26 protein-coding genes and 1 pseudogene are annotated in these 22775 nt (G+C 68.5%); 5 read left to right on the plus strand and 22 right to left on the minus strand.

The window, feature by feature from the left end; translation table 11 throughout:
• The first annotated feature begins 452 nt into the window (after positions 1-452).
• Together KIF24_RS16725 and KIF24_RS16730 are read left to right on the plus strand one after the other, a co-directional pair.
• On the plus strand, positions 453-800 hold the full coding sequence (locus tag KIF24_RS16725; protein WP_221084837.1) for a hypothetical protein: 348 nt from the start codon (positions 453-455) through the stop codon (positions 798-800).
• A gap of 161 nt (positions 801-961) precedes the next feature.
• Entirely contained in the window at positions 962-1258 is a 297-nt protein-coding gene (locus KIF24_RS16730) for a hypothetical protein (RefSeq protein ID WP_221084838.1), read from the plus strand.
• A gap of 112 nt (positions 1259-1370) precedes the next feature.
• On the opposite strand, the gene KIF24_RS16735 is transcribed toward KIF24_RS16730, so the two are convergent.
• The 4 genes and pseudogenes from KIF24_RS16735 to KIF24_RS32995 form a co-directional block, all read right to left on the minus strand.
• Positions 1371-1793, minus strand: coding sequence for a hypothetical protein (locus KIF24_RS16735; RefSeq protein ID WP_221084839.1), 423 nt, complete (start codon positions 1791-1793; stop codon positions 1371-1373).
• 20 nt (positions 1794-1813) lie between these two features.
• A complete protein-coding gene (gene istB, locus KIF24_RS16740; protein ID WP_221084840.1) occupies positions 1814-2599 on the minus strand; it encodes an IS21-like element helper ATPase IstB in 786 nt (261 codons plus the stop codon).
• Positions 2596-4209 (minus strand): IS21 family transposase, encoded by a 1614-nt coding sequence (istA, locus tag KIF24_RS16745; RefSeq protein ID WP_221087399.1) that lies wholly within the window; start codon positions 4207-4209, stop codon positions 2596-2598. Before istA ends, istB begins: the two co-directional genes overlap by 4 nt.
• Before the next feature lie 238 nt (positions 4210-4447).
• Positions 4448-5202, minus strand: a pseudogene (locus KIF24_RS32995) (alpha/beta hydrolase).
• A gap of 136 nt (positions 5203-5338) precedes the next feature.
• Between KIF24_RS32995 and KIF24_RS33000 the strand changes: the two are divergent.
• Positions 5339-5821, plus strand: coding sequence for a hypothetical protein (locus tag KIF24_RS33000; RefSeq protein ID WP_230415683.1), 483 nt, complete (start codon positions 5339-5341; stop codon positions 5819-5821).
• A 17-nt stretch (positions 5822-5838) separates the two neighbouring features.
• Positions 5839-6204, plus strand: coding sequence for a hypothetical protein (locus KIF24_RS16760; RefSeq protein WP_221084841.1), 366 nt, complete (start codon positions 5839-5841; stop codon positions 6202-6204).
• Positions 6205-6300: 96 nt separating this feature from the next.
• Here KIF24_RS16760 and KIF24_RS16765 read toward each other — a convergent pair whose 3' ends face one another.
• Positions 6301-6633, minus strand: a complete 333-nt coding sequence (locus tag KIF24_RS16765) for a 3'-5' exonuclease family protein (protein WP_221084842.1) — start codon at positions 6631-6633, stop codon at positions 6301-6303.
• Between the two features lie 452 nt (positions 6634-7085).
• On the minus strand, positions 7086-8324 hold the full coding sequence (locus KIF24_RS16770; RefSeq protein ID WP_221084843.1) for a hypothetical protein: 1239 nt from the start codon (positions 8322-8324) through the stop codon (positions 7086-7088).
• Between the two features lie 163 nt (positions 8325-8487).
• On the opposite strand from KIF24_RS16770, the gene KIF24_RS16775 reads away from it, so the two are divergent.
• On the plus strand, positions 8488-8997 hold the full coding sequence (locus KIF24_RS16775) for an NUDIX hydrolase (protein WP_331461372.1): 510 nt from the start codon (positions 8488-8490) through the stop codon (positions 8995-8997).
• Between the two features lie 5 nt (positions 8998-9002).
• On the opposite strand, the gene KIF24_RS16780 is transcribed toward KIF24_RS16775, so the two are convergent.
• From KIF24_RS16780 to KIF24_RS16855, 16 genes are all read right to left on the minus strand, one after another.
• Positions 9003-9404 carry a hypothetical protein gene (locus KIF24_RS16780; RefSeq protein ID WP_230415685.1) on the minus strand — a complete coding sequence of 134 codons (402 nt, stop codon included), beginning with the start codon at positions 9402-9404 and terminating at the stop codon, positions 9003-9005.
• Complete coding sequence (locus tag KIF24_RS16785) at positions 9401-10234, minus strand: hypothetical protein (protein WP_221084845.1); 834 nt, start codon at positions 10232-10234, stop codon at positions 9401-9403. Before KIF24_RS16785 ends, KIF24_RS16780 begins: the two co-directional genes overlap by 4 nt.
• The gene (locus KIF24_RS16790; protein WP_221084846.1) at positions 10231-11169 is read right to left on the minus strand and encodes an endonuclease III domain-containing protein; all 939 of its coding nucleotides are present in this window, start codon (positions 11167-11169) and stop codon (positions 10231-10233) included. Before KIF24_RS16790 ends, KIF24_RS16785 begins: the two co-directional genes overlap by 4 nt.
• 4 nt (positions 11170-11173) lie before the next feature.
• Positions 11174-12574: an NAD(P)/FAD-dependent oxidoreductase gene (locus tag KIF24_RS16795; RefSeq protein ID WP_221084847.1), complete on the minus strand. Its 1401-nt coding sequence runs from the start codon at positions 12572-12574 to the stop codon at positions 11174-11176.
• Entirely contained in the window at positions 12571-13212 is a 642-nt protein-coding gene (gene tmk, locus KIF24_RS16800; protein ID WP_221084848.1) for a dTMP kinase, read from the minus strand. Before tmk ends, KIF24_RS16795 begins: the two co-directional genes overlap by 4 nt.
• Positions 13205-14116: a carbohydrate kinase family protein gene (locus KIF24_RS16805; RefSeq protein WP_221084849.1), complete on the minus strand. Its 912-nt coding sequence runs from the start codon at positions 14114-14116 to the stop codon at positions 13205-13207. The genes tmk and KIF24_RS16805 overlap by 8 nt, the downstream gene beginning before the upstream one ends.
• A 76-nt stretch (positions 14117-14192) precedes the next feature.
• Positions 14193-14906: a 7-carboxy-7-deazaguanine synthase QueE gene (locus KIF24_RS16810; protein ID WP_221084850.1), complete on the minus strand. Its 714-nt coding sequence runs from the start codon at positions 14904-14906 to the stop codon at positions 14193-14195.
• The gene (locus KIF24_RS16815; RefSeq protein WP_221084851.1) at positions 14903-15643 is read right to left on the minus strand and encodes a hypothetical protein; all 741 of its coding nucleotides are present in this window, start codon (positions 15641-15643) and stop codon (positions 14903-14905) included. The genes KIF24_RS16810 and KIF24_RS16815 overlap by 4 nt, the downstream gene beginning before the upstream one ends.
• Positions 15640-16017 carry a 6-pyruvoyl trahydropterin synthase family protein gene (locus tag KIF24_RS16820; RefSeq protein WP_221084852.1) on the minus strand — a complete coding sequence of 126 codons (378 nt, stop codon included), beginning with the start codon at positions 16015-16017 and terminating at the stop codon, positions 15640-15642. Before KIF24_RS16820 ends, KIF24_RS16815 begins: the two co-directional genes overlap by 4 nt.
• On the minus strand, positions 16001-16657 hold the full coding sequence (folE, locus tag KIF24_RS16825; RefSeq protein WP_221084853.1) for a GTP cyclohydrolase I: 657 nt from the start codon (positions 16655-16657) through the stop codon (positions 16001-16003). Before folE ends, KIF24_RS16820 begins: the two co-directional genes overlap by 17 nt.
• A 206-nt stretch (positions 16658-16863) precedes the next feature.
• Complete coding sequence (gene amcB / locus KIF24_RS16830) at positions 16864-18249, minus strand: cyclophane-forming radical SAM peptide maturase AmcB (RefSeq protein WP_331461164.1); 1386 nt, start codon at positions 18247-18249, stop codon at positions 16864-16866.
• Between the two features lie 189 nt (positions 18250-18438).
• Entirely contained in the window at positions 18439-19278 is an 840-nt protein-coding gene (locus tag KIF24_RS16835; protein WP_221084855.1) for a class I SAM-dependent methyltransferase, read from the minus strand.
• A 63-nt stretch (positions 19279-19341) separates the two neighbouring features.
• Positions 19342-20259: a hypothetical protein gene (locus tag KIF24_RS16840; RefSeq protein WP_221084856.1), complete on the minus strand. Its 918-nt coding sequence runs from the start codon at positions 20257-20259 to the stop codon at positions 19342-19344.
• Positions 20259-21407 carry a PfkB family carbohydrate kinase gene (locus KIF24_RS16845; protein ID WP_221084857.1) on the minus strand — a complete coding sequence of 383 codons (1149 nt, stop codon included), beginning with the start codon at positions 21405-21407 and terminating at the stop codon, positions 20259-20261. Before KIF24_RS16845 ends, KIF24_RS16840 begins: the two co-directional genes overlap by 1 nt.
• 5 nt (positions 21408-21412) lie before the next feature.
• Complete coding sequence (locus KIF24_RS16850) at positions 21413-22387, minus strand: hypothetical protein (RefSeq protein WP_221084858.1); 975 nt, start codon at positions 22385-22387, stop codon at positions 21413-21415.
• A gap of 117 nt (positions 22388-22504) precedes the next feature.
• Positions 22505-22765 (minus strand): hypothetical protein, encoded by a 261-nt coding sequence (locus tag KIF24_RS16855; protein WP_221087672.1) that lies wholly within the window; start codon positions 22763-22765, stop codon positions 22505-22507.
• Positions 22766-22775 lie beyond the last annotated feature (10 nt).

Raw genomic sequence — 22775 nt, forward strand, 5'->3', positions numbered from 1 at the left:
CAACTTATCGACCCTGTCCGTACAAAGCGGGCCAACCCCCACACCCAGATCCTTCGCAACCCGGGTGACCGTACGTCACCCCGTCGGCGCCTGCGTCATAACCCCACCTGGCTGAACGTGACGGCCACGCTGTGCCCGGTCTACGCTGGTGACGCAAGGCGGGCGGAGGTCGGTGAATGTGTCGAGTGAGGCACGGCGTCTACCTAACGACCTGCTCCGTTCTGCACGCCTGAGCCGGCTCTCGTCCTCCGGATCGGGCCGCTGTATGTCCCGCCAGGAGCTCGCCGATCTCGCCAACACCTACTTGTTCGAGCAGTCCGCCCAAGGCGAGTCGGCCGGCTGAACGCGGTTCCGGTTCGGTGTCGCCCGTACCGGTGCGGCGGGCCTTGCCGTGCATCGATACGATCTACGTCGGCAAGTTGGAGCGAGGCGTCATACGGTGGCCGACTCCCATGGTGAGGACGGCCTTCCGCACTGTGCTGAGCGCAGCTACGGACGCTGAGCTGGGCTTTTACATCGTACGTGGCAACGCACGCTCGCAGGGCTTCGGCGTTGACCGGATCGATGCAGATAACACGGGCCATGTTAGTCAGGCGCCGGTTCTGATGGGCGACGTCGCCGTACCACGCCGGCTCGGCGAGGGCGAGATCACGGAGGAGACTGATACTGATGGCGTGGACCGTCGGGAACTGCTGCGCCTGCTGACGACGGCGGGCGCCTTCGTCGGTGCTCCGCTCAACGCCGGCCCGGTGGATTGGGAGCGGATCGCCGCCGCAGCGGATCGCTCACGGGCCGCTTGACGCCGAGATGCTGAGCCAGTACCGGACGGCTGAACGCCTCGCTGTGGCGGACATTCGGATCGTCTGAGTACAAGGCGACAGCCTCGCCGCTCGTGCACCGGTAGCTCGCGCTCATCACCGAGGCGTTGCGGCGCTCGCAAGGCCCGGACGTTCGTCGGCAGGTGTGCGCCGTCGCTGCCGACCTTCTCCAACTCGCCGGTGAGCTTGCCTTCGATGCTGACCGGTACGACGAGGGGGCCCAGTGCTACTCGCTGGCGGCTACGGCGAGCAGGGAGGCCAACGCATTCGACCTGTGGGCTGGCGCGATGACCCGCTACGCCTATGTCAGCCTGTATGACGGCGCGTTTTCAGCAGCAGAACCGATGCTCGACGCCGCAGCTCGGCTTGCGATCAATGGTGACACCTCGTTGTCTACCCGTCACTGGGTGCAGTCCGTTCGGGTGGCTTCGTGCGTGTGAACGGGGCCCAGATGTGCGCGACTTTGGGGCCCGGGTCGAGTGGTTTTCCTTGATCAATGTCGCTGACCTTGGGGCCCACTTCTGCGGTGGCTCAGGCATCGTCGGATGGGGCTTAGAAGGGTGGGTCGGCGTCCGGGCGGGTGAGAACGGCGGTGTCGGGGAGCGGCATTGCTGGGATGTCGTGGCTGGTGGGGTGGGTCCAGCCTCCGATCGGCCGGCGGATCGCGTGCGCGGTGTGGGCGGTGACGCCGGCGAGTCCGGGGATCTCGATGTCGCTGATCACGAAGGTGGTGCCGTTGTTGTCCTGCTTGACCACCAGGTAGGGATGCGATTCGGGCGGTGCGAGGACCGCGCCGACGGAGGGCAGGTGGCGCATCTCGCCGTCCCATTGGACGTGGTCAGCGACGTCGGCGAGGGCGAGCACGGCCTGCAAGGCCCAGTGGGTGCGCGCGACGGGGTCGGCGGTGATCCAGTCGGGTAGCGGGGTGAGCGCGTCGAAGTCGTCGACGGGTTCGGTGAGGGCGTAGACGACCATGACACCAGCTGGCGGGTGGTTCATTGGCCGGTGTTAGCAAGCTGGTTGCGGGTCTTGGCGAGCCGGTAGGAGTCGGTGCCGGTCTCGATGATGTTGCCGCCGAAGGTGAGCCGGTCGACGATCGCGGCGCAGAGCCGCGGGTCGGTGAACGTCTTCGTCCAGGCTGAGAAGGCTTCGTTGGAAGCTATGGCGACGGAGGCTTTCTCCTCGCGTTCGGTGAGAACTTGAAAGAGCAGCTCAGCGCCCCGCTTGTCCAGTTCCATATAGCCAAGTTCGTCGATGCAAAGCAGATCGACGCGGCCGTAGCGGGCGATCGTCTTCACGAGCATCTTGTCGTCGGCGGCTTCGACGAGCTCGTTGACGAGTTTGGTCGCAAGCACGTAGCGGACCCGGAAGCCGGCCATGGCGGCTTCGCTGCCCAGCGCGATGAGCAGGTGGCTCTTGCCGGTGCCGGAGTCCCCGATCAGGCAGAGCGGCAGGCCTTTGCGGACCCAGTCGCAGCTGGCGAGGGTGTGGACGACGGCGGGGTCGACGTTGGAGTTGGCGTCGAAGTCGAACGCGCGCAGGCTCTTGTCCCGCGGGAATGCGGCGGCCTTGATCCGCCGTTCGGACCGGCGCCGGGCTCGGTCGTCGCATTCAGCCATGAGCAGCTCGGCGAGGAACCCGCGGTAGGTCATCTGGTCGCGGGCGGCGGCCTCGGCGAGGTCGGGGAACTGGCCGCGGATGGTGGGCAGGCGCAGCAGCCGGCAGGCGGAGTCGATCGCCGCGTCGGCGGCCTGTTCGGTGAGTCCTCGATGACGGGTCATGGCTTGTTCCCTTCTGCGGTGCGACGGTGGCGGAGCAGCTGGTCATAGGCGGCGACCGACGGCGCCGGCCGGGTGTCGGCCGGTAGTTGGGCGAGGCGGCGCTCGGTCAACGACACGACGTTGCTGGCGGGCCGGGCCGGTTCGTCGAGGGTGCGCGGGTGGTCCTCGGTCTCGGCGAACTTGCGGGCCTGCAACGCGACCGCGTCCGCGGTCAACGCGCCGGCGCGCAGTGCGGCGGCCAGGCCGGCGACGACGTGTTCGTGCGGCATGTGCCGGTGCAGCAGCAGGACCTCGATCAGGGCGCGGGTGCCGGCGGCGTCGCCGTGAGTCTTGCGGACGGCTTCCCACCAGGCGTCGTGGACCGGGGTGAACTTGCCGGCGGCGCGCGCCTGCTCGAGAGCGGTAGAGCCGGGCAGCGCACCGGGTTTGCGTAGCAGGGCCTCCAGGTAGTGGTCCAGGTCTAAGCGGGTGCCGCTCTTGGCCATCAGCCGTTCGTGCCGGGCCACTTCGGTGCGGCCGTCGTAGATGACCAGGTGGGAGGCATGCAGGTGGACCCGGACCTGCCGGCCGACCAGCCGTGCTGGCACGGAGTAGCGGTTGGTCCGGACGGTGATCTGGCTGTAGCGGTCAACGCGGGGTCCCAGCCAGATGCCGGTCTCGAACAACTCGTCCGGCAGCGGCACCAGCAGCGGCTGCTCGATGGCGAACAGCTCCCCGACGGTGTGGGCTCGGCTCCCAATGCGCCGGGCGTCGTCGGCGGCGTCCCACGCGTCGACCATGGCGTTGAGCTGCTCGAACGACTCGACTTCGGGGACGGGGACGAGGTGGTTGCGGCGGAACCAACCGATTTGCCCCTCGACACCGCCCTTCTCGTGAGCGCCCTGCAAGCCTGGCTGGCAGTAGAAAGGATCGACGGCGAAGTGAGAACGGAACGCGGTCCATCGAGCGGTTTCGACGCGTTGCCGGGTGAACCCGAGGACTTGGGCGACCGCCGCCTTCAGGTTGTCGTAGCGGATCTTGCCGGTGGGGACACCGCCGAGCGTGGTGAAGGCGTGGACGTGGCCTTCCAGGAATGCTTCCGACCCACCTGACGCAAAAATCTTGTGGACGGCCTTGCCGGAGAAGGAAAGCCGGAACGCGAACAGCATGCAGGTCACCAGTTCGCCGCGCAGGTTGATGGCGACCTCACCGAAGTCGACCTCGGCCTCCGCGCCGGGCCGGTGGGTCTGTGGGAAGAACACGTTGACCGGTCCCCGGCCGGCCTCGACGCGGATCTTCGGCTTGCGGTCTGCGACGTAGGCGCGGACCACCGCGTAGGACACGTCGTGCATGTCGTGTTCGGCGATCAGCCGGTCGTAGATCCGCTTCACGGTGTGCCGCTGCTTGCGGGGTGCGTCCAGGTCCGCGCGCAGGATGTCGTCGATGACCGGCTTGAACGCGTCCAGCTTCGAGGCCCGCGGCGTCATCGGTTTGCGCGGTGCCGGCCACGCCGAGCTCAGCGCCGAGCGGACCGTGCGGCGGCTGACCTGATACTTGCGGGCCAGGCCGCGCACGGACAGGCCGGCGCGGGAGTCCCGTCGGATCGCCGCGAACAGGTCGACCTTCGACATCGGCGGCATAGGCGGGCTCCCGTCCAGACCCGCCGATGCTCCCACCGCGCCAAGTGGGCCCGGAAGTCGCGAACATCGAAACCACCCGATCGGGTGGGGCCCGAACTGGCGAACAAGATGCAGGTGAGGAGCGTGGTATCGGATCCGATGTCGACCAGCGCGACGCTGATGCCAGCTCAGCTGATGGCGGCGACCGCAGCGCGCAGCGCACCAGGAAGGTGAATACCGGCGTCCTCGCTCACCTTGTGGGTAGCGCAAACAGCCAGCGCAGTGCGTCCGGGAGAAGGACGCCGGCGTGGTTGGGGTTGTGGCCTCCGTCGCCGAGTACGAGCCGGAAGTCATAGCCGGCTTCGGCCAAGGCGGCTGCGACGTGCAGGTTGCTGGCGAGCCAGTTTCGTTCGGGCTCGTTCCAGTGCAGGTCTCGGTGGCCGGCCTGCATGAAGATCCGCAACGGCTTCCGAGCGACGCTGGGGATCAACTCCGGGTAGGGGTTTCCGGTGGGCATCCGCAGATGCCCCACCGGTCGGGGTTGTCAGTGATCGAGTAGCGCTGCGCGACCTGCGGGATGATCTCGGTCAACAGGAAGGTGACCAGGCGATCGTCGAAGGCGTCGTACTCGATGTTGCGGTTCTTCGGATTCTGCGCGTCCGCGAGGATGCCGGGGTCGACGAACAGGCCAATGGTGACCGGGATATCACCGCTGTGGATCAGATTGTCCAACACGATCGCGCCGCGAACCTCGCCCTCTGGATCGAGGTACCACTGTCCGTCCAGGAAAACGATCAGCGACGCGGGCTGTGACCGGTCGTACTGAGCCGGCACGTGAACCCAGAACTTCCGCGACGTACCCGGGTAAACGGCGCTGTCGTCCCAGCCGAACTCGACCGTCTGACCCATCGGCGCCTCAGCCCGCCGACGCGAGTCAGGCCCATGGGCGTAGCGAACGTCAGTCTGGTCAACGAAGAGCGGGCGGAACGGCACCTCAACGGTCACCCCGGGCACGCTATGTGCCGATCCTCGACCCGGCAACCAGATTCGCCTCAGCCGAGCCAGCCCCCTCCAGGGCGGGTCCACAACTCACGAACACAGAAATCGGCTACCGAGAGGTGGGCTCGATAGACCCCGACAAGTGGGACCCGAACTGGCCCACAGAACCATTCGGGCGCAGGCACTGGCCGGTCTGGGTCGGTTCGATGAGTGCGAACGGGCACTGGATGCCGCCGAGGAGGTACACCAACTGCGCGGCGAGGTGCACAACGGCGGGTGGCTGAGGTTCGACGGCACGCGCATGGCGGAGGAACGGGGCACCTGCTACGTGACCCTGCGCCGCCCGGACCGCGCGCAACTCGCCCTCCAGGAGGCGCTTGGCGCGCGTCTGTCGATCCGTCGCCGTGGTGCCGTTCTCACGGATCTAGCGGTCGTGGGAGCGCAGCGTAGGGACGTGCACCAGATCGTGTTGTATGGCGCTGCCGCGCTGGATGCCGAACGCCAGAGCCGATCAGGCATGCTGAAGCGGAAGCTACGCGGCTTGCAGCGCCAGATGGCGCCGTTCACCGATGACCGGCATGTTGGGCACCTCAACGACCAGATCACGGCAGCCATCGGCGCTTAGGTGGCGAGACAGGGAGCATGACAGTGGAAGTAGAGCCGGGCCGGGTCTTTCGGGAGGCATGGATCGCTGGAGTCCGGGCGCACTACCCTGGCACTCCGAAACCGGGCTACGTCGCGCCGTGGGAGGAGACCCCGGATTGGGAACGGGCCAGCGCAGCCGCCGTGTACGAGCAGGTATTCGCGTTCCTGAAGGCGACGGACGGTGCCGCTGCCAAGCTCACCCGGGACCAGAAGGGTCGGTTCGTCGCACTGTGCTGGACAGGCCAGATTTTCAGGCAGTTCCCCGATCCCAAGCCGTCCTACGTGGCTGACTGGCCAGACCTGCCCGCGTGGCAGCAGGAAACCGACGCCGACATCTTCGAGCGGATCGAACGCGACACCTGATCCTCGCCGTCGCCCTGCCTCGGCGATGGAACGGGGGCGGACTTTCATTCCGATCGCGGTCGAGTCGATGAGGATCGACCATCCGGTTAGCCGACGCTACGTTGCGGATACGGACTCCGTGGCGTCCGCGAGTTCCGGTGGGCGGTGGACGACGTCCCGGAGGTACGACAGCTTTGAATAGTAGCTCGCATCCGCTGTGATTCGGTGCTCGCTCAGGAGTTTGCTGCACCAGGCGGCGAGGGACTCCAACTCGTCAAGAATCAGCCTGATCGGACTGGGTGGGCGGACCAGCCAGCTCACCGGGTCGCCGATGACACCCGCATCGATCGGTACGACCGCCAGCTCCACCAGTCGCGGCGGCTGCTGGCCGTTGCCCTCCACATCGGCGGCCACGAGCCGCGCGCTCGTCCACGGTGCATCGTCATCCATGCCCGCACCAGCCAGTGAGGGTCTCGAACTCGTCTAGGTCAGCCTTTCGTCGGATGGAAGGATGCTGCGGGTGAGTACGGCTTCGATCTCGCATTGGAAGAGGGCCTCATCGGGCGCGGTGTGCAGGGAGCAGGGCTGTGTGCGGTTTGCGTTGTGGGCAGGTGCGCCCTTCTGCGTGTCGGTACTGGTGGCGCCGCTTCGACGGCATGGTCGTCGTTGCCTGTTGCCTAGGTCGGTATCACCGAGGATTTGGCCGGCTGGGTCGGGAGACGGCGCCTGTGATCTCGGGGTGGGTGATGGGATGCCGGGTGAGTGTTCAGGCCGAGTCGGACTCCGGTGCTGGCTAGGTCTGGCCTAGGCCCTGGCCAGGCGCTCCCGACAACAGCAGGTGCGTGAAGTGGAACCAGCCTCGGACCGCGTGGGCGCGCGTTGCGGGCTGGGAAGGGGCTTGATCACACGCCTGCATGTGGTGCTCTTGCGCCGGCGCGGCCGGCCACGGCGTCGCGGAGGTAGGACAGCTTGGAGTAGTGCGAGCGCGTCGTGGGCAGGTTGTGGTCATCGAGGATGGTCCCCACCCAGATCGCCACGCGCTCTATCTCGGAAAGGACTTCTGCCTCGTCGGGTGGGCGGGTGGTGCGGCTGTTGCAGTACTCGACTTCGCACTGGGACATGGCTTGTGTTGGCTGCTCGGTGAGGTGGCAGCGGTCGAAGAACACGCCGTAGTAGTGGCCGGTGGACAGCGACTCCACGTTGACGTCGTAACGGATGCGGCGGAAGGTGGGCAGCCGGCGTGCCTGCAATCGCAGGACGTCGTGGACGTAGTCGTCGAGGCTGCCGTCGATGGGTGGTAGGTCGGTGAGTTGTTCGCGGCGGGCGAAGCTGTCGGTGGTGAACCATTTGCGTTTCATTCGCCACCCGGGCGTGGTGATGGATGGGATGAATGAGACGTAGCCGCGTTCGGTGGCTGGTTCGTCGATGTCGAATAGGTGGTTGAGGTAGTCCCAGGTTTGCAGTTCGTCGTGGTACTTGAGCGTGAAGCCGGGCAGGTGGCCGGCGTGCACGCGATGGTGGGTATCGGCGGCGAGCGTCCAGATTGGGGCGTGGTCGGGCAGGGTGTACTTGTGTTCCAGTTCCTGGCCGGGGAATGCCTTGCGGAAGTAGCACTGGTAGCTGTTGAGCGTTGGGGCGAGCCCGGCGTGTGTCTGGAACGCGGCTCGTAGCCAGTCAAGGTTGTCGAGGCCGTCGGCCGGCGCCGGGACGGTCGCGGTGCGCAGGAAGCACACGTCGTCGGCGGTGATCTCGACCCTGCTGTAGAGGTGCAGGGCCTGTCCGGCGTGGATGGCATAGAGCAGCGGCGTTGCCGGCTGAATCGGCCCGTCCGCAGTGATCTGGCGTGTCAGGGCCGCCAGTGGGAACCCCGGCAGCAGCGATTCGAACAGCGCGTCTCCGGTGGCTACTTGCTGTGCCCGTCGAGAGCCGTCCACGGTGCGAGCCATCAGATCCACCACGCCGAGGTCGGCCCAGCGAACGATGATGGTGTTCGGCGGGTCCACCGCCCTCACGTCCGAAAGTCGCCCTATGGTGACCACGTCTTGGTCGAGCAGCGTCGGCCGTTCGGTAAGCAGGTCGGCGCGTGCCAGCACCAGGTACGTGGCGGCGTCACGGTCAGCCATGCCGATCACCAGATTCACCTCGGCGGATGGGGGCCGTGAACGGCTTCGGCCCGGTGAACTGGGCTGGCCCGCCGAGCGCTGGGATGCGGCAGGGGCGGCGGTTGCCGGTGTAGGGTCGGCGGTCGAATAGACCGGCCGCGTACGTGTGGAGTCGCGTGGTATCGAGTTCGTGTTTGATGGGGTGGGATCGGCGTTGAGCGGGTACGGCAAGGTCAGCTCGGCGGCGTTGGCGATTGTGCCGGGTCCGGATGGGTCGGTGACGTTTCTGCGGCAGGAACGTGGTCCGTACGCCGGGCATTGGCTGCTGCCTGGTGGCCGGATCGAGTTCGGTGAGAGCGTGGTCGACACCGCCCGGAGGGAGACTCTGGAGGAGTCCGGCTGCGAGGTCGGGAAGCTGACCTTGACCGGGGTGTATGAGCTGCGTGGCGCGTGGGCCGACGGCGGCTACCACATCATCATGTTCGCGTTCCTGTCCGACACACCGGCGGTGGTCCCGGCGGGGTTCGAAGGCGATCACGTCGGTGACGTCGTGCAGGTCGCCCCGCATCGGTTGCGACCGCATCCGACCGTGATGCGCATCCTCAACGATGCCGGTGTGGCCAGCTTTGCCGACGACGAAATCGAGGCGTGGCTGGCCCGCGACGGGATCACGATGGTGTCGTTGCGCACCGGCTCGCCGGTCGGGGTGTAGGCCGGTCACGAGCCCGGCTCCGATGCCTTTGCAGGTGCCGGATCCCAGGTGACTCCGGCCCCGAGGAGCCCGTCCTCGGTGACGGTGCACCGGGCCTGGCGGTGTCGCCCGTAGCGGCCGGTGAGCGCGTCGACCAGGCGGGCGGCGAGCCGCTCGCAACTTTGAGGCCCGAAGTCCAACGGGGTGTCCGCGTCGACCGGCGTGTCCGCGAAGCTCGCCAGGACGCCGGTCATCCATCGGGTTGCCGCGTTGATCTCGATTTCACGGTCGTGGGTGAAGACCTGAATCTGGGCGGTGACGACGAACAGGTGCCGGTGCGACGCACGGAGGTACTGCTCGGGATGTTCGGCGTTCGGCCAGTGGTGTAGGCCCTCCACCTGGGTGACGAGGTGGACGTAGCTGCTCATGCCCATTGTCGGCTCCTGCGAGCTGCGTCGGTGTCGGCGGGCAGGCCGAGGCCGGCGGCGCGGCGCAGCAGTGCGATGTGCTGATGGGCGGTGTCGAGTTGGCTGGCGGACAGCCGGCCGCCGGTGAGGTCGGGTTTGCCGGGTGCTTCCCGGGCGGCGCGGCCTGTGGTCTCGTCCACGGCAACGCCGGTGGCGGGGTACCAGTAGGCGAACGACGAGTCGTTGCTCGTGATCAGGTCGTGGCTGCGGCGGCGGTGTTCGGCCAGTTCCCAGGGCAGTGACCGGTCGCCGCCGAGCAGATGCAGCGGGACCGGCTCGTCGCGGCGGTGCAGGATGTCAGCGCAGTCGAGGCGGGCTTCGGCGACCGGGGCGGCGAAGCAGCGCGGCACCGACAGCTTGCTCAAGCCGATCAGGCCGACGCCCAGGTCGGTGAGCCTCTGGTAGCAGTCGAGCCATTCCGCCCGAGTGGTGCCCTGGGGGACGGCCATGAACTGGTACGGGTGATCAGCCGCGTCGGTGAGGAACTGGCGGGTGGTTGCGACAGTGGCCGGGCCGTCGTAGAGGACGTCGGTGCAGACCACCACGGCGGCGTTGATTCGGGCTGCGGCGTCGAGGACGGCCGCGGCGGGCATCCCCGCGCCGGTGGTGGCCTCCAGTTCGTAGGCGCTGTTGTCGAGCAGGATCCTCACCCCGGCGGCGGACCGGTCGCGGTAGTGGGCGGCGTAGTCGGGGTTGGCGAGTACGAGGTGGGTCAGCGCCATGTCGATCGACCCGTGGGCGGACAGGTCCGCCAGGTGCGCCGTGCTGCTGATGACCGCGAGATCGATCATGGCTGCTCCGATCCTGGAGGTGTGGTGGCGGCGTGCTGGCAGTGCTCGGCGAGGAAGCAGGCACCGCAGTTGGGTGCCGACGCGGTGCAGGTGCTGCGACCGACGAGCAGGAACAGGAAGTGGGCCGGGGCAAGGTCTGGTCCGTAGCGCAGCAGCGTGACGATGAGCTGGTCTCGGACAGTCTTGGTGTTACGGCCCGCGTGGCTGGCCAGGCCGAGGCGGTCGACCACGCGGAACAGGTGGGTGTCCACCGGCAGTGTGGTGCGGGTCGCGGCGGCGAACACGAGCACACACGCTGCGGTTTTGTGGGCGACGCCGGGCAGGGATTCCAAATAGACCAGCGCCTGCGGGCCGGGTTGACGAACGATGCGGTCGAACGCGTCGACGCCTATGGTGGCCACGATCTTCGCTGTTTCGGCCAGCCGCGATGCCTTGTACGGGCCGGCGGAGCGGATGAGAGCGGCGAGTTGGTCAACGCTGAGCGCGGCGAGCCGTTGCGGGGTGGCGCCGCCGGACGCTGCGGCCAGCGCGGGGTAGACCTGTCGGACGATCTCGCCGGTGCGGTTCTGCGACAGGATGGTCAACACGAGCGCTTCGAACGGGGCGGCGGTCATGACGATGACGCCGCGGTAGCGGTCGCGGATGGCTTTGAGGGTGGGATGCGTGTCGAGCGTCAGGTCGCCGACCATGGTGCCGAACGCGTCGGTGAGCCTCGTCCGGACGAGTGCCGCAGTGTCCGGCGGGGTGTCGAAGAAGAACCGGAGCGCGTGGTCGGCTTCGGTGACCTCCACCGGGATCGGGTCGCCGTCGAGGTGGTAGGTGCGCCTCCACCGGCCGTCGCCGACCGGCTGCCAGGCGAGTGCGGGGATCTGGATGTCCATGGTGGCGGCCAGGTCTGGCTGGTGCGCGAAGCGCAGGGTCATGCTGGGGCGCACGTGTTCACCTCGTTGCAACGGTGCGGGTCGCGGCGGCGCGGCCGGCGATGATGCCGGACAGCGCGGCGGCGGACAGGCTGGCGGTGTAGCCGGCCGCGTTTCCGACAACGAACAGGTCGGCGATGTCGTTGCTGGCCCAGGTGTCCGGGTCGATCGGTACCCGGTAGTTGTAGTACTTGATCTCCGGGGCATAGATCGTGGTGTCGCAGCCGAGGACCGGGGGCAGGATCTGTCCGAGGGCGCGTAGGTAGCTGGCGAACGCGGAGTACAGCGGTGGCGGAAGGACGTCGTTGAGCCGGCCGGGGCGGGTCTTGGGATTGCTGGGGTGCACGTCCTGCGCTGGTGCGGTGGTCAGGTCGGGTAGGAACTGCGACAGTGGTTGGGTGATTGGGTAGCCGCCGGCGGCGGCGTTGATCGCGGTGGCGAGGGTGCGCACGTATGCGCAGGGGTCGTCGGTGAACGTGGTGTCGATGGTGGCCAGGATGGCGAGGTTGGATTGGCCGCTGCCGCGGTCGAGGAAGCTGTGGCCGTTGACGCCGCGGATGCCGAGGCTGCGGTGGTATTCGTTGACGACGTAGCCGTTGCCGTTGACGCAGAAGCTGCGTAGCGCGATCCCGGCCGGGCTGGTGTGGCGGACTTTGAAGTCGTAGAACTGACCGATGAACGGCTCCAGCGCGGCGGCGGTGGTCTCCACCCTGATGCCGATGTCGGCGGGCCCGGTTGCCAGTTGCACCCCGGCAGCGGTCAGTTGTTCCTCCAGCCATGGGGTGCCCATCATTCCGCTGGCCACGATGACCGCGCCGGCCTCGATCCGCTGCGGTACGCGGCTGCGACGGTCGACCATGGTGGCGCCACGGGCGCGACCGTGGTGGATGGTCAGGGCGGTGGCCTGTACGCCGGTCAGCATGGTGATGCCGAGTTCGCGGAGGTGGGCGCTGTAGCGCTGTCCGAACAGCCGCACCCCGTCGGAGCCGATGTGCAGCAGCGGGTAGGACTCGAACGTCAGCCCGGCGTCGTCGTGGCCGTCCATGGCGGTCAAGGTCTTGGTGGGCGGGTAGTCCACCCCGTCAGGCACGAAGCGGCGCACCGTGGCGTCGACGATCCGCAGCAGCCGTTCCTGTTCGGGGGTGAACAGGGCCGCGCCGTGGGTACCACGGGTCGGCGAGAGGGTGATCTTCCCGTCGGAGAACGAGCCGGCGCCGCCTTCGCCTTCCAGTACGTCGCAGGTGCGGCAGTCACAGCCTGACCCGTCCGGACAGATCCGGGCGGTCATCGGCTGGCCCTTCTCCACGATCACGACATCGGTGACACCGGCCTGGTGGAGTTGGTCGGCGGCGAACAGGCCGGCTGGGCCGGATCCGATGATGAGCACGTCGCACCGGGAAGGGATGGCGGTAGCGGTCATGGTTGCGGTTTCCTTTCGGACGCGACGGCGGTGATGGCGTCGAGGGCCTCGAACAACACCTGCGGGGCTGGTTGGCTGGCGTCGATGTGGATCAGACGGGCGTGCTCGACGTCAACGAGCTGGTCGATCGCGGCGGTGTAGGCGGCGGGTAGCCGGGCGGTCAGGTCCGGGTGTTCCCACCGACCCTGCGGCGGTTCGCCGCGACCGGCGGCGACGGCCGGGGTGACGGCCAGGTACAGGTACAGGTCGGGGCGGCGGATGCCGCCGTTGAGGCTGCGGTAGGCGGCAGGTTCGATCCCGTCGGCGTGGTGGTAGGCCAGCCCGGACAGGTAGTAGCGGTCGGAGACGACCAGGTCGTGGGTGGCCAAATCGTGGGCGAGGGTTGGCTGCTGCTGATGGCGGTCGGCGGCGGACAGCAACGCCGCCGCGTACGCCGGCAGCGTCAGGTCCGCGCTGACCTGGCGGAAGAACACCCCGACCGGCCCGGTGCTGGGCTCGGCGCGGGCCGCCACCCGCCACCCCCGGCCGGCGAGTGCGGTCCGCAACGCCGCTACCAGGGTGGTCTTGCCGCTGCGGTCGATGCCCTCCACGGCCACGAACCCGGACTCCGGCACAGTCCTGGCTCTGAGATCAGGCATGGGTCGCCTCCTCGGGTAGTCGCTGCTGCCCGGCGAGCGCCGCCGCGCGGTGGCGGATCTCAGCGGGGTCGGCGAGGGCCAGCCGTCGTACCCCGAAGTCCTCCACGGTGATCGACGCGGTGGCGGCGCCCAGGCGCACTGCGGTGGGCAGGTCGATACCGGCCATCCGGGCGGCGGCCACCGCACCTGCGAAGCTCTCTCCGGCACCAGTCGGATCGACCGTGCGGGTCGCGAACGCCGGTATCGGGGTGGTCGCACCGTCACCGATGAGGTAGCCGCCGTGGTGGGCGTCGGTCACGCAGGTGGCCCGGTCGCCAGTGATCCGGCATGCGAGTCGCAGCGCCGCCGCGATGTCGCTGGTGTCGGTGAGCAGGCGCAGCTCGGCAACATCGCAGACGAACAGGTCGACCAGCCGCCACAGCGCTGCGGCGGTCTCGGGTTCGGCGAGGATCCGGTTGCGGAACGTCGTCGCCGACAGTAGGACCTGCCCGGCGTGCCCGGCCCGTAGTGCGGTGGCGAGGTTGAGCTGCACCTCGGGCGGACCGGTCGGACACAGGTGGACCGCCTGCGGCGACGGATGGTCGGACAGCAGGTGCGGGCCGACCGCGTCCTCGGCCTCAGCGCCGTCGAGGCGGTAGTGCGCCGTCCAGTCCCGGTCATAGGCGATGTCGAACCGCAGCCCTGGTCCGGCAACCGCCAGCAGCCCGCCGTGCTCGACCCGTGGAGTGATAATGCCGGCGGCGTCGGCGGCCACCCCGTGCCCGACCACTCCGGCCAGCGCCACCCGGCAAGCCACGCCGACGGCAGCGGCGCCCAGCGCGGCGTACAGACCGGCGCCACCGAGGACCTCGGTCGGTGGCCGATGTGCAGTGCTGATCCGGTCGGTGGACACACTGCCCACCACCAGCAAAACCCTGTCCTGCACGGGCGCTGCAACTGACGCCGGTCCGGCGGTCGCCTGGCCCGGGCCAGCGTTCAGGTCAGCGGCCACGGACGTCACCCCACAGCAGGACATGCAGTCGGCTGGTGAGGTGCCAGCCGTGGGCCAGCACCGGGTCGGCGACCTCGCGCATCACGGTGATGATCCGGTCCGGTGTGGTGCCTTCTGGCATGACCCACACTGGGTCGAGCCGGTACTCGTCGCACAGCCGGGCGATCTCGGCCAGATCGGCGCGGTCGGTGACGACGAACTTGAACGCCGCCCTGCCGCAGCCGGCTAGGACCCGCAACGCCTGCGGGTTGATGCGACGTGCCGCGTCTTCCGGGGCGGCGAAACTGTCCAGCTTCGGAGAGACGTTGAACGCGGCGACCGCCTCGACCAGGGCCGGACGAGGTTCCACCGTGCCATTGGTTTCCACCTCCACCCGCCGCCGCGCGGCGGTCAGCTCCTGTACGACGGGCAGCAGACGATTCTGTTGAAGAAGCGGTTCACCGCCGGTGAACACCACGAGGTCAGTGGGGTGTCGCAGAACCCATGCGACGAGTTGGTCGCCGGGCACCGGCCGGGACTCGGCCCGCAGGTCGAAGCGGGTGCGGTCCCAGGTGTAGGGGGTGTCGCAGGTCGGGCAGGACAGGTTGCACCGCGACAGCCGTACGAATATCGCCTGCTGCCCGCAGCTCGGCCCTTCGCCCTGGAAGGTCGGTCCGAACGTCTCGGCGACCAGCAGTGGCCGGGTGGCGGTACGGGCCGTCATGGCGCGCGCCGTTCACCAACAGGATGCGGCGCCCGCGACGCGTGCGCGGTGGCCAGCGGTTCGAGCACCATGTCGGCCAGGGCTGCGGCGACCTGGTCGACGGACAGCGTGGTGACGTCCAGCGTCAGCCAACCCGCAGCGTCGCCGAACTCATCCAGCACACCGGCCAGCCGCTGCTGATAGGCGACGAAACCCGCCGAGGTGAGCTCCACCGGCCCTTCGTGGTTGCCAGCCTCGCTCGCGGTGATGACCGGCTTGCGGGCCGCCGCCACAACCGGGTCGATGTCCAGCCGGATAACCAGATCGGGGCGCAACACGTCGGCGAAAATGGACCGGGCACGGTCGAAGTCGACGGTGGGACGCAGGGCGAGCTTGGCGAGGAACTTGTGCGTCCAGGTGTCGGTCAGCACGAGCGTGCCGGCGTCCAGCAGCGGCTCCACGACGCAGCGGCCCACCGCCAGGTACCAGGCGGCCTGAAGGTGAACCCAGTGCAGGTCACCCAGCTCCAGATACGGGTCGCCAGGTGGGTGGTCCCAGATCAACGCCCGCAGCCTGGCCAGGTGGCCTTCCACGTAGGCAGACGAGAAGTTGGCGGCGGTCCGGTCGACCGTCACCGCCGATACTCCGCGTTCGCGTAGCCGTCGTCCGAGCGCGGCGGCGGCGGTGGTCTTCCCGGCGCCGTCGATGCCTTCCAGACACACCAGCCAGCCCCGGCCCGTGGAGGCTGCGGTGCTCACGCCGCCTCCAACACGTACTCGGCCGCGCTGGTGGGTGTCTCCGACACCCGCACCGCGACGAGGCGGCCAGCCACCTGGGCCTGAAGATTTCCCAGGAACCAGTCGGCCACATGTCGGGCCAGGTTTTCGCTGGTGGGTGGCACGTCCAGCACCTCGTTGAGGTCGCGGTGGTCCAACGTGTCGTCGATGTAGCGGCCCAGTGGGGCCAGCTCACCGAAGTCGGTCACGAACCCCGGCCCGGTCAGCGCCGCCGCGGCGAGCACCACCTCAACGGCCCAGGTGTGCCCGTGCACCCGGGCGCACTTGTGCCCGTCCGGCAACCCGTCGAGATGATGGGCAGCATCGAACGTCCACCGCTTACTGATCCGATACATCGCGTGTCTCCTGACCCTGGCAGTCGTGTGCTCCGGCGACAGCGGCGCCCAGGTGCATCACCCACTCCTGACGCAGCAGCGGATCGTCGACAAGGGCGCCGCGTGTCGCGCTGGTGACCGTCACCGCTCCGCGTGCGCGAGCCCCCCGCAGGCTCATACACAAGTGCTCGGCCTGTACCCGAACGCCGGCAGCCCTCGGCTGTAACGTGTCGACGAGCCAGTCCGCGACGTGCCCCGTCAACTGCTCCTGAACTTGCAGCCGGCGGGCGTACAGGTGCACCGCCCACGCCAGCTTCGACAGGCCGATGATCTGCCCAGCCGGCTGGTAACCGACGTCGACCGTGCCGATGAACGGCAGCCCGTGATGGGCGCACAGGCTCGCGAAGGCGATGCCCCGGACCACCACCAGGCCCTCGTAGCTGTCGCTGCGGAACATGGTGGGGACGAATCGTGGGGGCGTCAGCAGTTCGGCAAACGCGGATGCCATTCGGCGGGGAGTGTCCCGGCAGTGCGGAGAGTCCAGCGGCACGCCCAACGCGGTCAGGAACGCCGTCGCGGCGCGCTCGGCGACGACGAGGTCGGGCGGATCCTGCACGTGCACAGCGGCGCCGTTCTCAGCTATTTCTACATCAGTCGACATTCGCCCTCCCATTCGGGTCGCGGCCGTGCCCCGTGCACACCGCGCGGATGGTTACTCCGACGTTCGGATCCCCGATCTCCTGTGCGAACAGGCCAATGTCGGCGGTCGACATGGCCGTAACGGTGGGGCCGGCGAGGATCGTTCTGCGTTGAGGGGTGAGTGTGAACACGCGGGTCCTTCCTCGTATGGGGTCGCGATTGATCGAGCTATGTCGGGCGCTGGGCGTCGCCTGCTATCCGCCGAAGCTCGTTCCTGGTTCCTGCGCGGGTATCGCTGTGCGGCCCTTCCTCCTCGATCACCGATAGCAGCGCCGTGACCGGCGCTTGGATTCGGTTGCGGCAGAAGGTGGTCTCGGTGGCTTCGAATGCGCCGTGCTCGAACCATCGCTTGGAGGCGGTGCATCCGCCTCCGCAGTACTCCCAGAACGAGCAGCGCCTCCTGCAATTGGCGAGCCCGGCGGCGAACCGTCGAACGTAGTCCACCTGCCTGATCTGCTCCATGATCGTAGGCAGCGGCGTGGCCAAGACGTTTCCCACGACGAAGTTACCGTGTTCGGGCGCGGGTGCGCCGGCGAGTTCGGGTCCCGTGACAACCACGTCGCCGTTGAAGGCAACGGTGGGCATGGCCTCCAGCGTGAGGGCCGGCTCCTGGTGCTTGAGGAAGCGTGCGAGGTCCGCGATCTCGCGGACCCGCAAACCGGGATTGGCGCGCAGGTACGCGATCACCTCCCTCCAGAATGTCACCGCTTGCTCGAAGGTGATCGTTGGCCGGCCCCGGTCGAGGTTCGCGTTGTCGCGCTCCTCGAAGATGAAGCCGACGGCGGCGGTCCCCAGTTCGCTCAGGAATCCGAGTACCTCTGACGCGCGGTCGACGGTCGCCGCGCTGACCACGGTGAGGACGGTGACCGGGATCTCATGAGTCTTCAGCAATGTGATGCCTCGCATCGCCCGGTCGAAGGTGTCGCGTCCCTCCCAGTCGCGGCGTGCCGAGTTCATGTTCCCTGGGCCATCGATCGAGACGCCGACCGCTATGCCGTATTCGGCGAACAGGTCGCACCACCGGTCGTTGATCAGGGTGGCGTTCGTCTGCACGGCGTGTGCGATCACACCCGACGCGCGCAGCGCCTCGAACGGTGCCAGGAGCCGTTTGAAGTGGTCGCGGCCGGTCGCGAGCGGCTCGCCTGCGTGCCACGCAACGGTAACCGGCTGCGCGCCTTGTGCCGCGATGCCGTCCGCGATCGCTTCAGCGACCTCGACCGACATTCGATCGCGCCGGTCTCGCCCCGGCAGATAGCAGTACGCACAGTCGATATTGCAGCGTGTGGTCGGCTGCGCCAGTAGGAGACCGAAACTATTCGATAGGGAGTCGAGAAGCCTCTGATCGCCCAGATCTATTCCCGGTGCGCTGTGGCGGACCGCGATGCCGCCGGCCCCGGCGGAGGGCAGCGCTGAACCCACCGTGCTGTCACGCGTAGGCGTATCCTCCATGACAGATCTCATTCCCCTCGTTGCACCTGGCCAGTCCATGCACGCATCCATTACGGGTTCAGAATGCTCTAGGTCGTAAACGTCCAGGCGCCGACCTTTCCCCATTGGACAAAAGGTGCATTCTTGCCCCACTGTGTGAAGCTGGGGTCGTTGCCCTCTGCCCTATTGGGACTTAGTGCCAGTTGCCGTTCGAGGAGTTCCGCAACCGTCGCATCGGGTTCCGGGTCGTGGCCGACCGCTATTGTCGTGGGGGTCATGTCGTTGTCTTTCCTTTCATCGATGGCGGAATTGTTTCTATACGGTGTGGCGTCGTTCCAGGCTGCTGGTCAGGTAGAGCACGGGGGTCGTGAAGGTGATGCCGGCCTGGTCGGTGGCCTGGTCCAGGGCGTGGTGCCAGGCGGTGGTGTACCGGGTGGCGGTGTCAGCGCCGAGATGTCCGGTGATCAGGTCGATCGGGCTGTGAGCGCCGGGGTGGGGTCGGCGGTGTAGGTAGGCGTCGACCTGGGTGTGGCTGGTGAGCCGGTCGATGATGGTGGTCTCGTGCACGGTGGGTGCGGTGAAACCGGCGTGGAGGGCGGCGGTGGTCAGCGGCGCGACGTCGAAGGCCATCATGGGTCCGGCGGCGGGGCTGCTGTGGCGGCGGAGCCCGTCGATTGCTTCGTTTTCGTTGGCGGTGAGGCCGTCGAGGTGGGCGTTGTGGTGACGGCGGGCGTTGATGGGCTCGAACGCGGAGAGTATTCCTGCTGGTCGCAGGACGCGGGCTATCTCGCCGAGCGCGGTGGGGAGGTCGGGCAGGTAGATCAGGACGCTGCGGGTGACGACGCGGTCGATGGTCGCGGTGGCGATGGGGAGGTGGGAGGCGTCGCCGACGACTGGCCGGATCTGTGTCGCCTGATCGGTTCTGATCTGCGCTAACGCGGTTGCGGAGAGGTCGAGTGCGATGATCGATCCGGTGGGGGCGACTGCCCGCGCGGCGGTGTGGGTGAGCAGGCCGGTGCCGGCACCGAGGTCGAGGACGTGGTGGCCGGGGTGCAGCCGGGCCGCGTCCAGGACCCGATCGCGGATGTCGGCGAGGAGTCCGGTGAGCGCGGCGCGGTCTGCGTTGTCGCGACCGGCGTCTCGGTCTCGGGTCAACCATTGCCCTGCCTGCTCGGCGGGTCGTGCTTGCTTGGCCTGCTCACCCACGAGAGTTCTCCGTTACGCCGTGACGGCCGTGAGTTGGAAACGCGGCGCGACCGCGTTGTTCAGCGATGGGAGAAGTTCGGCGAGTCGGGCGTCCTTCTCGGCGTGGTAGATCTGGTCGATGGTGGCGATCTGCTCGTCGCCGAGGAGTTCGTGTCCCCGCGCGCCGTAGGTGAAGAACAGGATTTCCTCGGCGTGGAACAGCTCGGCGTGGCGGTCGAGAAGGTCCTTGCGGTCGATGAGCGTCTGGGTGTCCAGCCGTCCCCGCTTGTGTTCGAGCTGTTCGGTGACCTGGGCGAACTGCACCCGGATGGCGATCAGCTCGGCCTGGTACTCGGCGTTGAGGTCGATCAGTCGGGTGATCTGCTCGGGGGTGAGTCCGATCTCGGTGTGGTGAGACAGCATCCTGGTGAACAGGACCTTCGCCGCGATGCTCTCGCAGGTGATGTCGATGAGGTATCCCGGTCGCGGGAACAGGTTGTGGTTAATGCCGCACATGTCGATGTTCCTCCAAAGCGTCTCGCTGAATCTGGGTGTTGTTGGGCTACTTCCGGTCGTTCGGCCGTGCGGCGGGGCCCGTGCGTCACCGGTGGTCCGCTGTCGGTGGTGTGTCGGCGGGGCTGCGGTCTTTGCCGGCACGGGGCCGATGGTGTGCCCGGCGCCGCTGTGGCGCGGCCCGGCGTTGATGGCCTCGGCTGTGGCGACTGTGGCCAGTTCGTGGTCGGGCAGTCCGCGAGGCAGGTCGGGGCGGCCGGTTGGGTAGATGACGCTGCGGGTGGTGTCGGCGCTGTCCATGACGGCTGCGAGGAGGTCGTCGAGGCGCCGGTGGACGTCGCTGCTGGTGCAGACGGCGACCGGTCGATCGCCGTGCTTGTGGTGGGAGTAGGCGTGGGTGACCGGAACGGCTTCGGGCGTCGGCGCGGTGGCGGTCATCAGGTGTGCCCTGAGGTGAGGTGCGGCCTGCGGGGTGTGGGGGTGAGGACTTCGTTGGTGAGGGTGGCGTAGTGGGCGGGTGCGGTGCCGGGGTGGTGGAGGGCGTGTCGGGCGAGCCGGACGCCGAGGGCGACGGCGAGGCGGAGTTGGGTGGGGTCGCGGGCGAGGACGGTGAGGAGCCCTGCGGCGAAGGCGGCGCCTGCGCCGGCCTCGCCCGCGGTGCTGGCGGGTAGCCGGACCTGGGAGCGGGTCTCGGTGAGCAGGGAGCCGTCGCGGTGTCGATAGATCCGGGTGCTGCTGGGGTTCCTGACGATGATCGCGGCCCCGTTGCCGGTCCGGCGCAGGAGGCGGGTGGCGATGGTGGCGTCGGTGGCGTCGGTGGCGCCGCCGAGCGCGCGTAGTTGGGGTCGGGTGAGTAGGAGGTGGGAGGCGAGGTCGCGGATCCCGACGACGGCGCGGTCGGTGCGGGTGCTCCATTCGGGTCCGGGGTCGACGCTGATCAGCAGGCCGGGGTTGCGGTGCCGGGCGGTCCGGAGGATGGCCAGGAGGTGTTGGGTTGATCGGGTGTCGAGGATCGGGGTGATGTGGACCAGTCGGGCGGCGGCGAGGTAGGCGGTCAGTGCCTCGTGGTGGCGGGTGAGGTGGTCACCGAGGTACTGGTTCGCGCCGGGGACGGCGAAGCGGGTCGTGGTCGCGTCGTGGTCGATGGTGACGCGCAGTCCGCAGGGTTGCCTGTTGGGGTCGGTGAACAGGAATTGGTGATCGATGCCGAGTGCGGTGAGTTGCTGCAGGTGAGTGGGTGGTGCGAACGTCCGCCCGGCGACTCCCACGTATCCGATCCGCAGTCCCCGCCGGCAGCAGGCGGCGGCGATTGCGGTGTTGAACGCTGCCCCGCCGAGTTTCGGGTGGTCAGTTCCCCGGTTGGCCATGTCCTTGACGGCGGTGTGGAGGGTGGCGAGGTCGATCCGGCCGGCGTTCACCGCGGTGATGAGCCGTGTGAGCTGGTCGGTGGGCGAGGCGGTTCCGTCGCCTCCCGGCGGTCTGATCATGTAGTCGGTCGTCAGCGATCCGATGGCGACGAGGTGCGGGGTGGTCTGGTCGTCGGTCGTCGCAGCCGCCCCGGGCGCGGGGGTGTCGGGTCGGGTCATGGTGGTCACCGGCCGGCGTGCGTGCGGGGGTCGAGGTCGGGGGTGCGGGTACGGGCGAGGTAGAGGACGTAGTCGGCGACGGTGGGTTCGGTGATGCCGAGTTGGCCGGGGTCGCGCAGCAGGGTCAGTTCGGAAGCGAGTAGGTCGCCGGTGCGCGGGTCGAGGATGATCAGGTCGCGGGTGGTGTTGTCGGGGCTGGTGGCGCTGACCGCTATGCCGGGGCGGCCGGCGCGGTCGGTGACGGTGCCGTGGTGGAGCAGGCCGTCGGTGTCGCGTAGGACGGCGATGGCGGCGGCGCGTACGGCCAGGTTGGGGGTGTGCCAGCCGTTGATGTCGGCGAGGGCCCGCAGGGCTGCCGGGGGGCCGATGGCGGTGATTGGGTGGATGTCGTTGATCTGTCCGGCGAGGAGGGCCGGGTCGGTGGCCAGTGGCCCGGTGACGGCGGCGGGGAGTCCACCGGCGGGGTGGGTTTGGTCGTGGGTCGGGTCGCCGGTGGCGGGGTGTCGGGTGCTGATGATGCGGCCGGAGCCGTCATCGGCGCGCCAACGCTGTTCGTCGTGCAGGATGGTGACGGTGCGCGTCCGGCCGCGGGTGCTGGCTGTATCGGCGGCCCATTGTCGGATGCGGATGTGGGCGTAGGAGCCGGTGGTGGCGTCGCAGCCGCTCGCGACGATGCTGGCGACCAGCGCGTGCAGCGGTTCGCGGGCGGGTGTTGATGCCGGCAGGGGCGTCGGCGGGGAGGCGGGTTCGCGGGCGAGGTCGCGCAGGTCCGCCGCAGACGTCGCCGCCGGTAGCCGGCACGGCTCGACCGGCGCGGCAGCCGGCTGGGTCGATGGGGCGGCGCTCGGCCGTGGTGCCGGCTGGGCTGCCAGGTGGGGAACCGCGACGACAGCGAGCACACCCACCGCGACGGCGAGGGTGACGACCGCCGTCGCGGTTCTGTAGCGGCGACGCGTGGGGTGCTGGTTGAAGGGGGTCACGATCGATACTCCCTGGTCATGTGGTGGGCAACGCCAGGACCATTGGTCCCGCTCGCCGGTGGGAATGGCGTGCGTCGGTGCGACGGTGGCGGTCGGCCCGTACCGGGCCTGGGCTCGTCAGGAGCACGGAAGGCCGAGCAGTTGAAGGGTCTCCGGCGCGGGAACGCTCTGGTTCACGCGCTGCGCCCAGGCGTGCTGGCTGCACGGGTGGGGTGTGAGGTGGGCGTAGGCGGTGCGGCATTGGGTGCACATGCCCTGCTCGTCGACGGTGTGCAGGGCCAGGATGGCGGCGGCCGACGCCGCGAGGCTGACGACCGACTCGGCGGCCGGTGTGGGCGGCGGGGTGTCGGGTCTGACGGCGAGGGTGGACACAGGCATTTCGTTCCTC

Origin of the sequence: Micromonospora tarapacensis, assembly GCF_019697375.1 — a bacterium.
GTDB lineage: Bacteria > Actinomycetota > Actinomycetes > Mycobacteriales > Micromonosporaceae > Micromonospora > Micromonospora tarapacensis.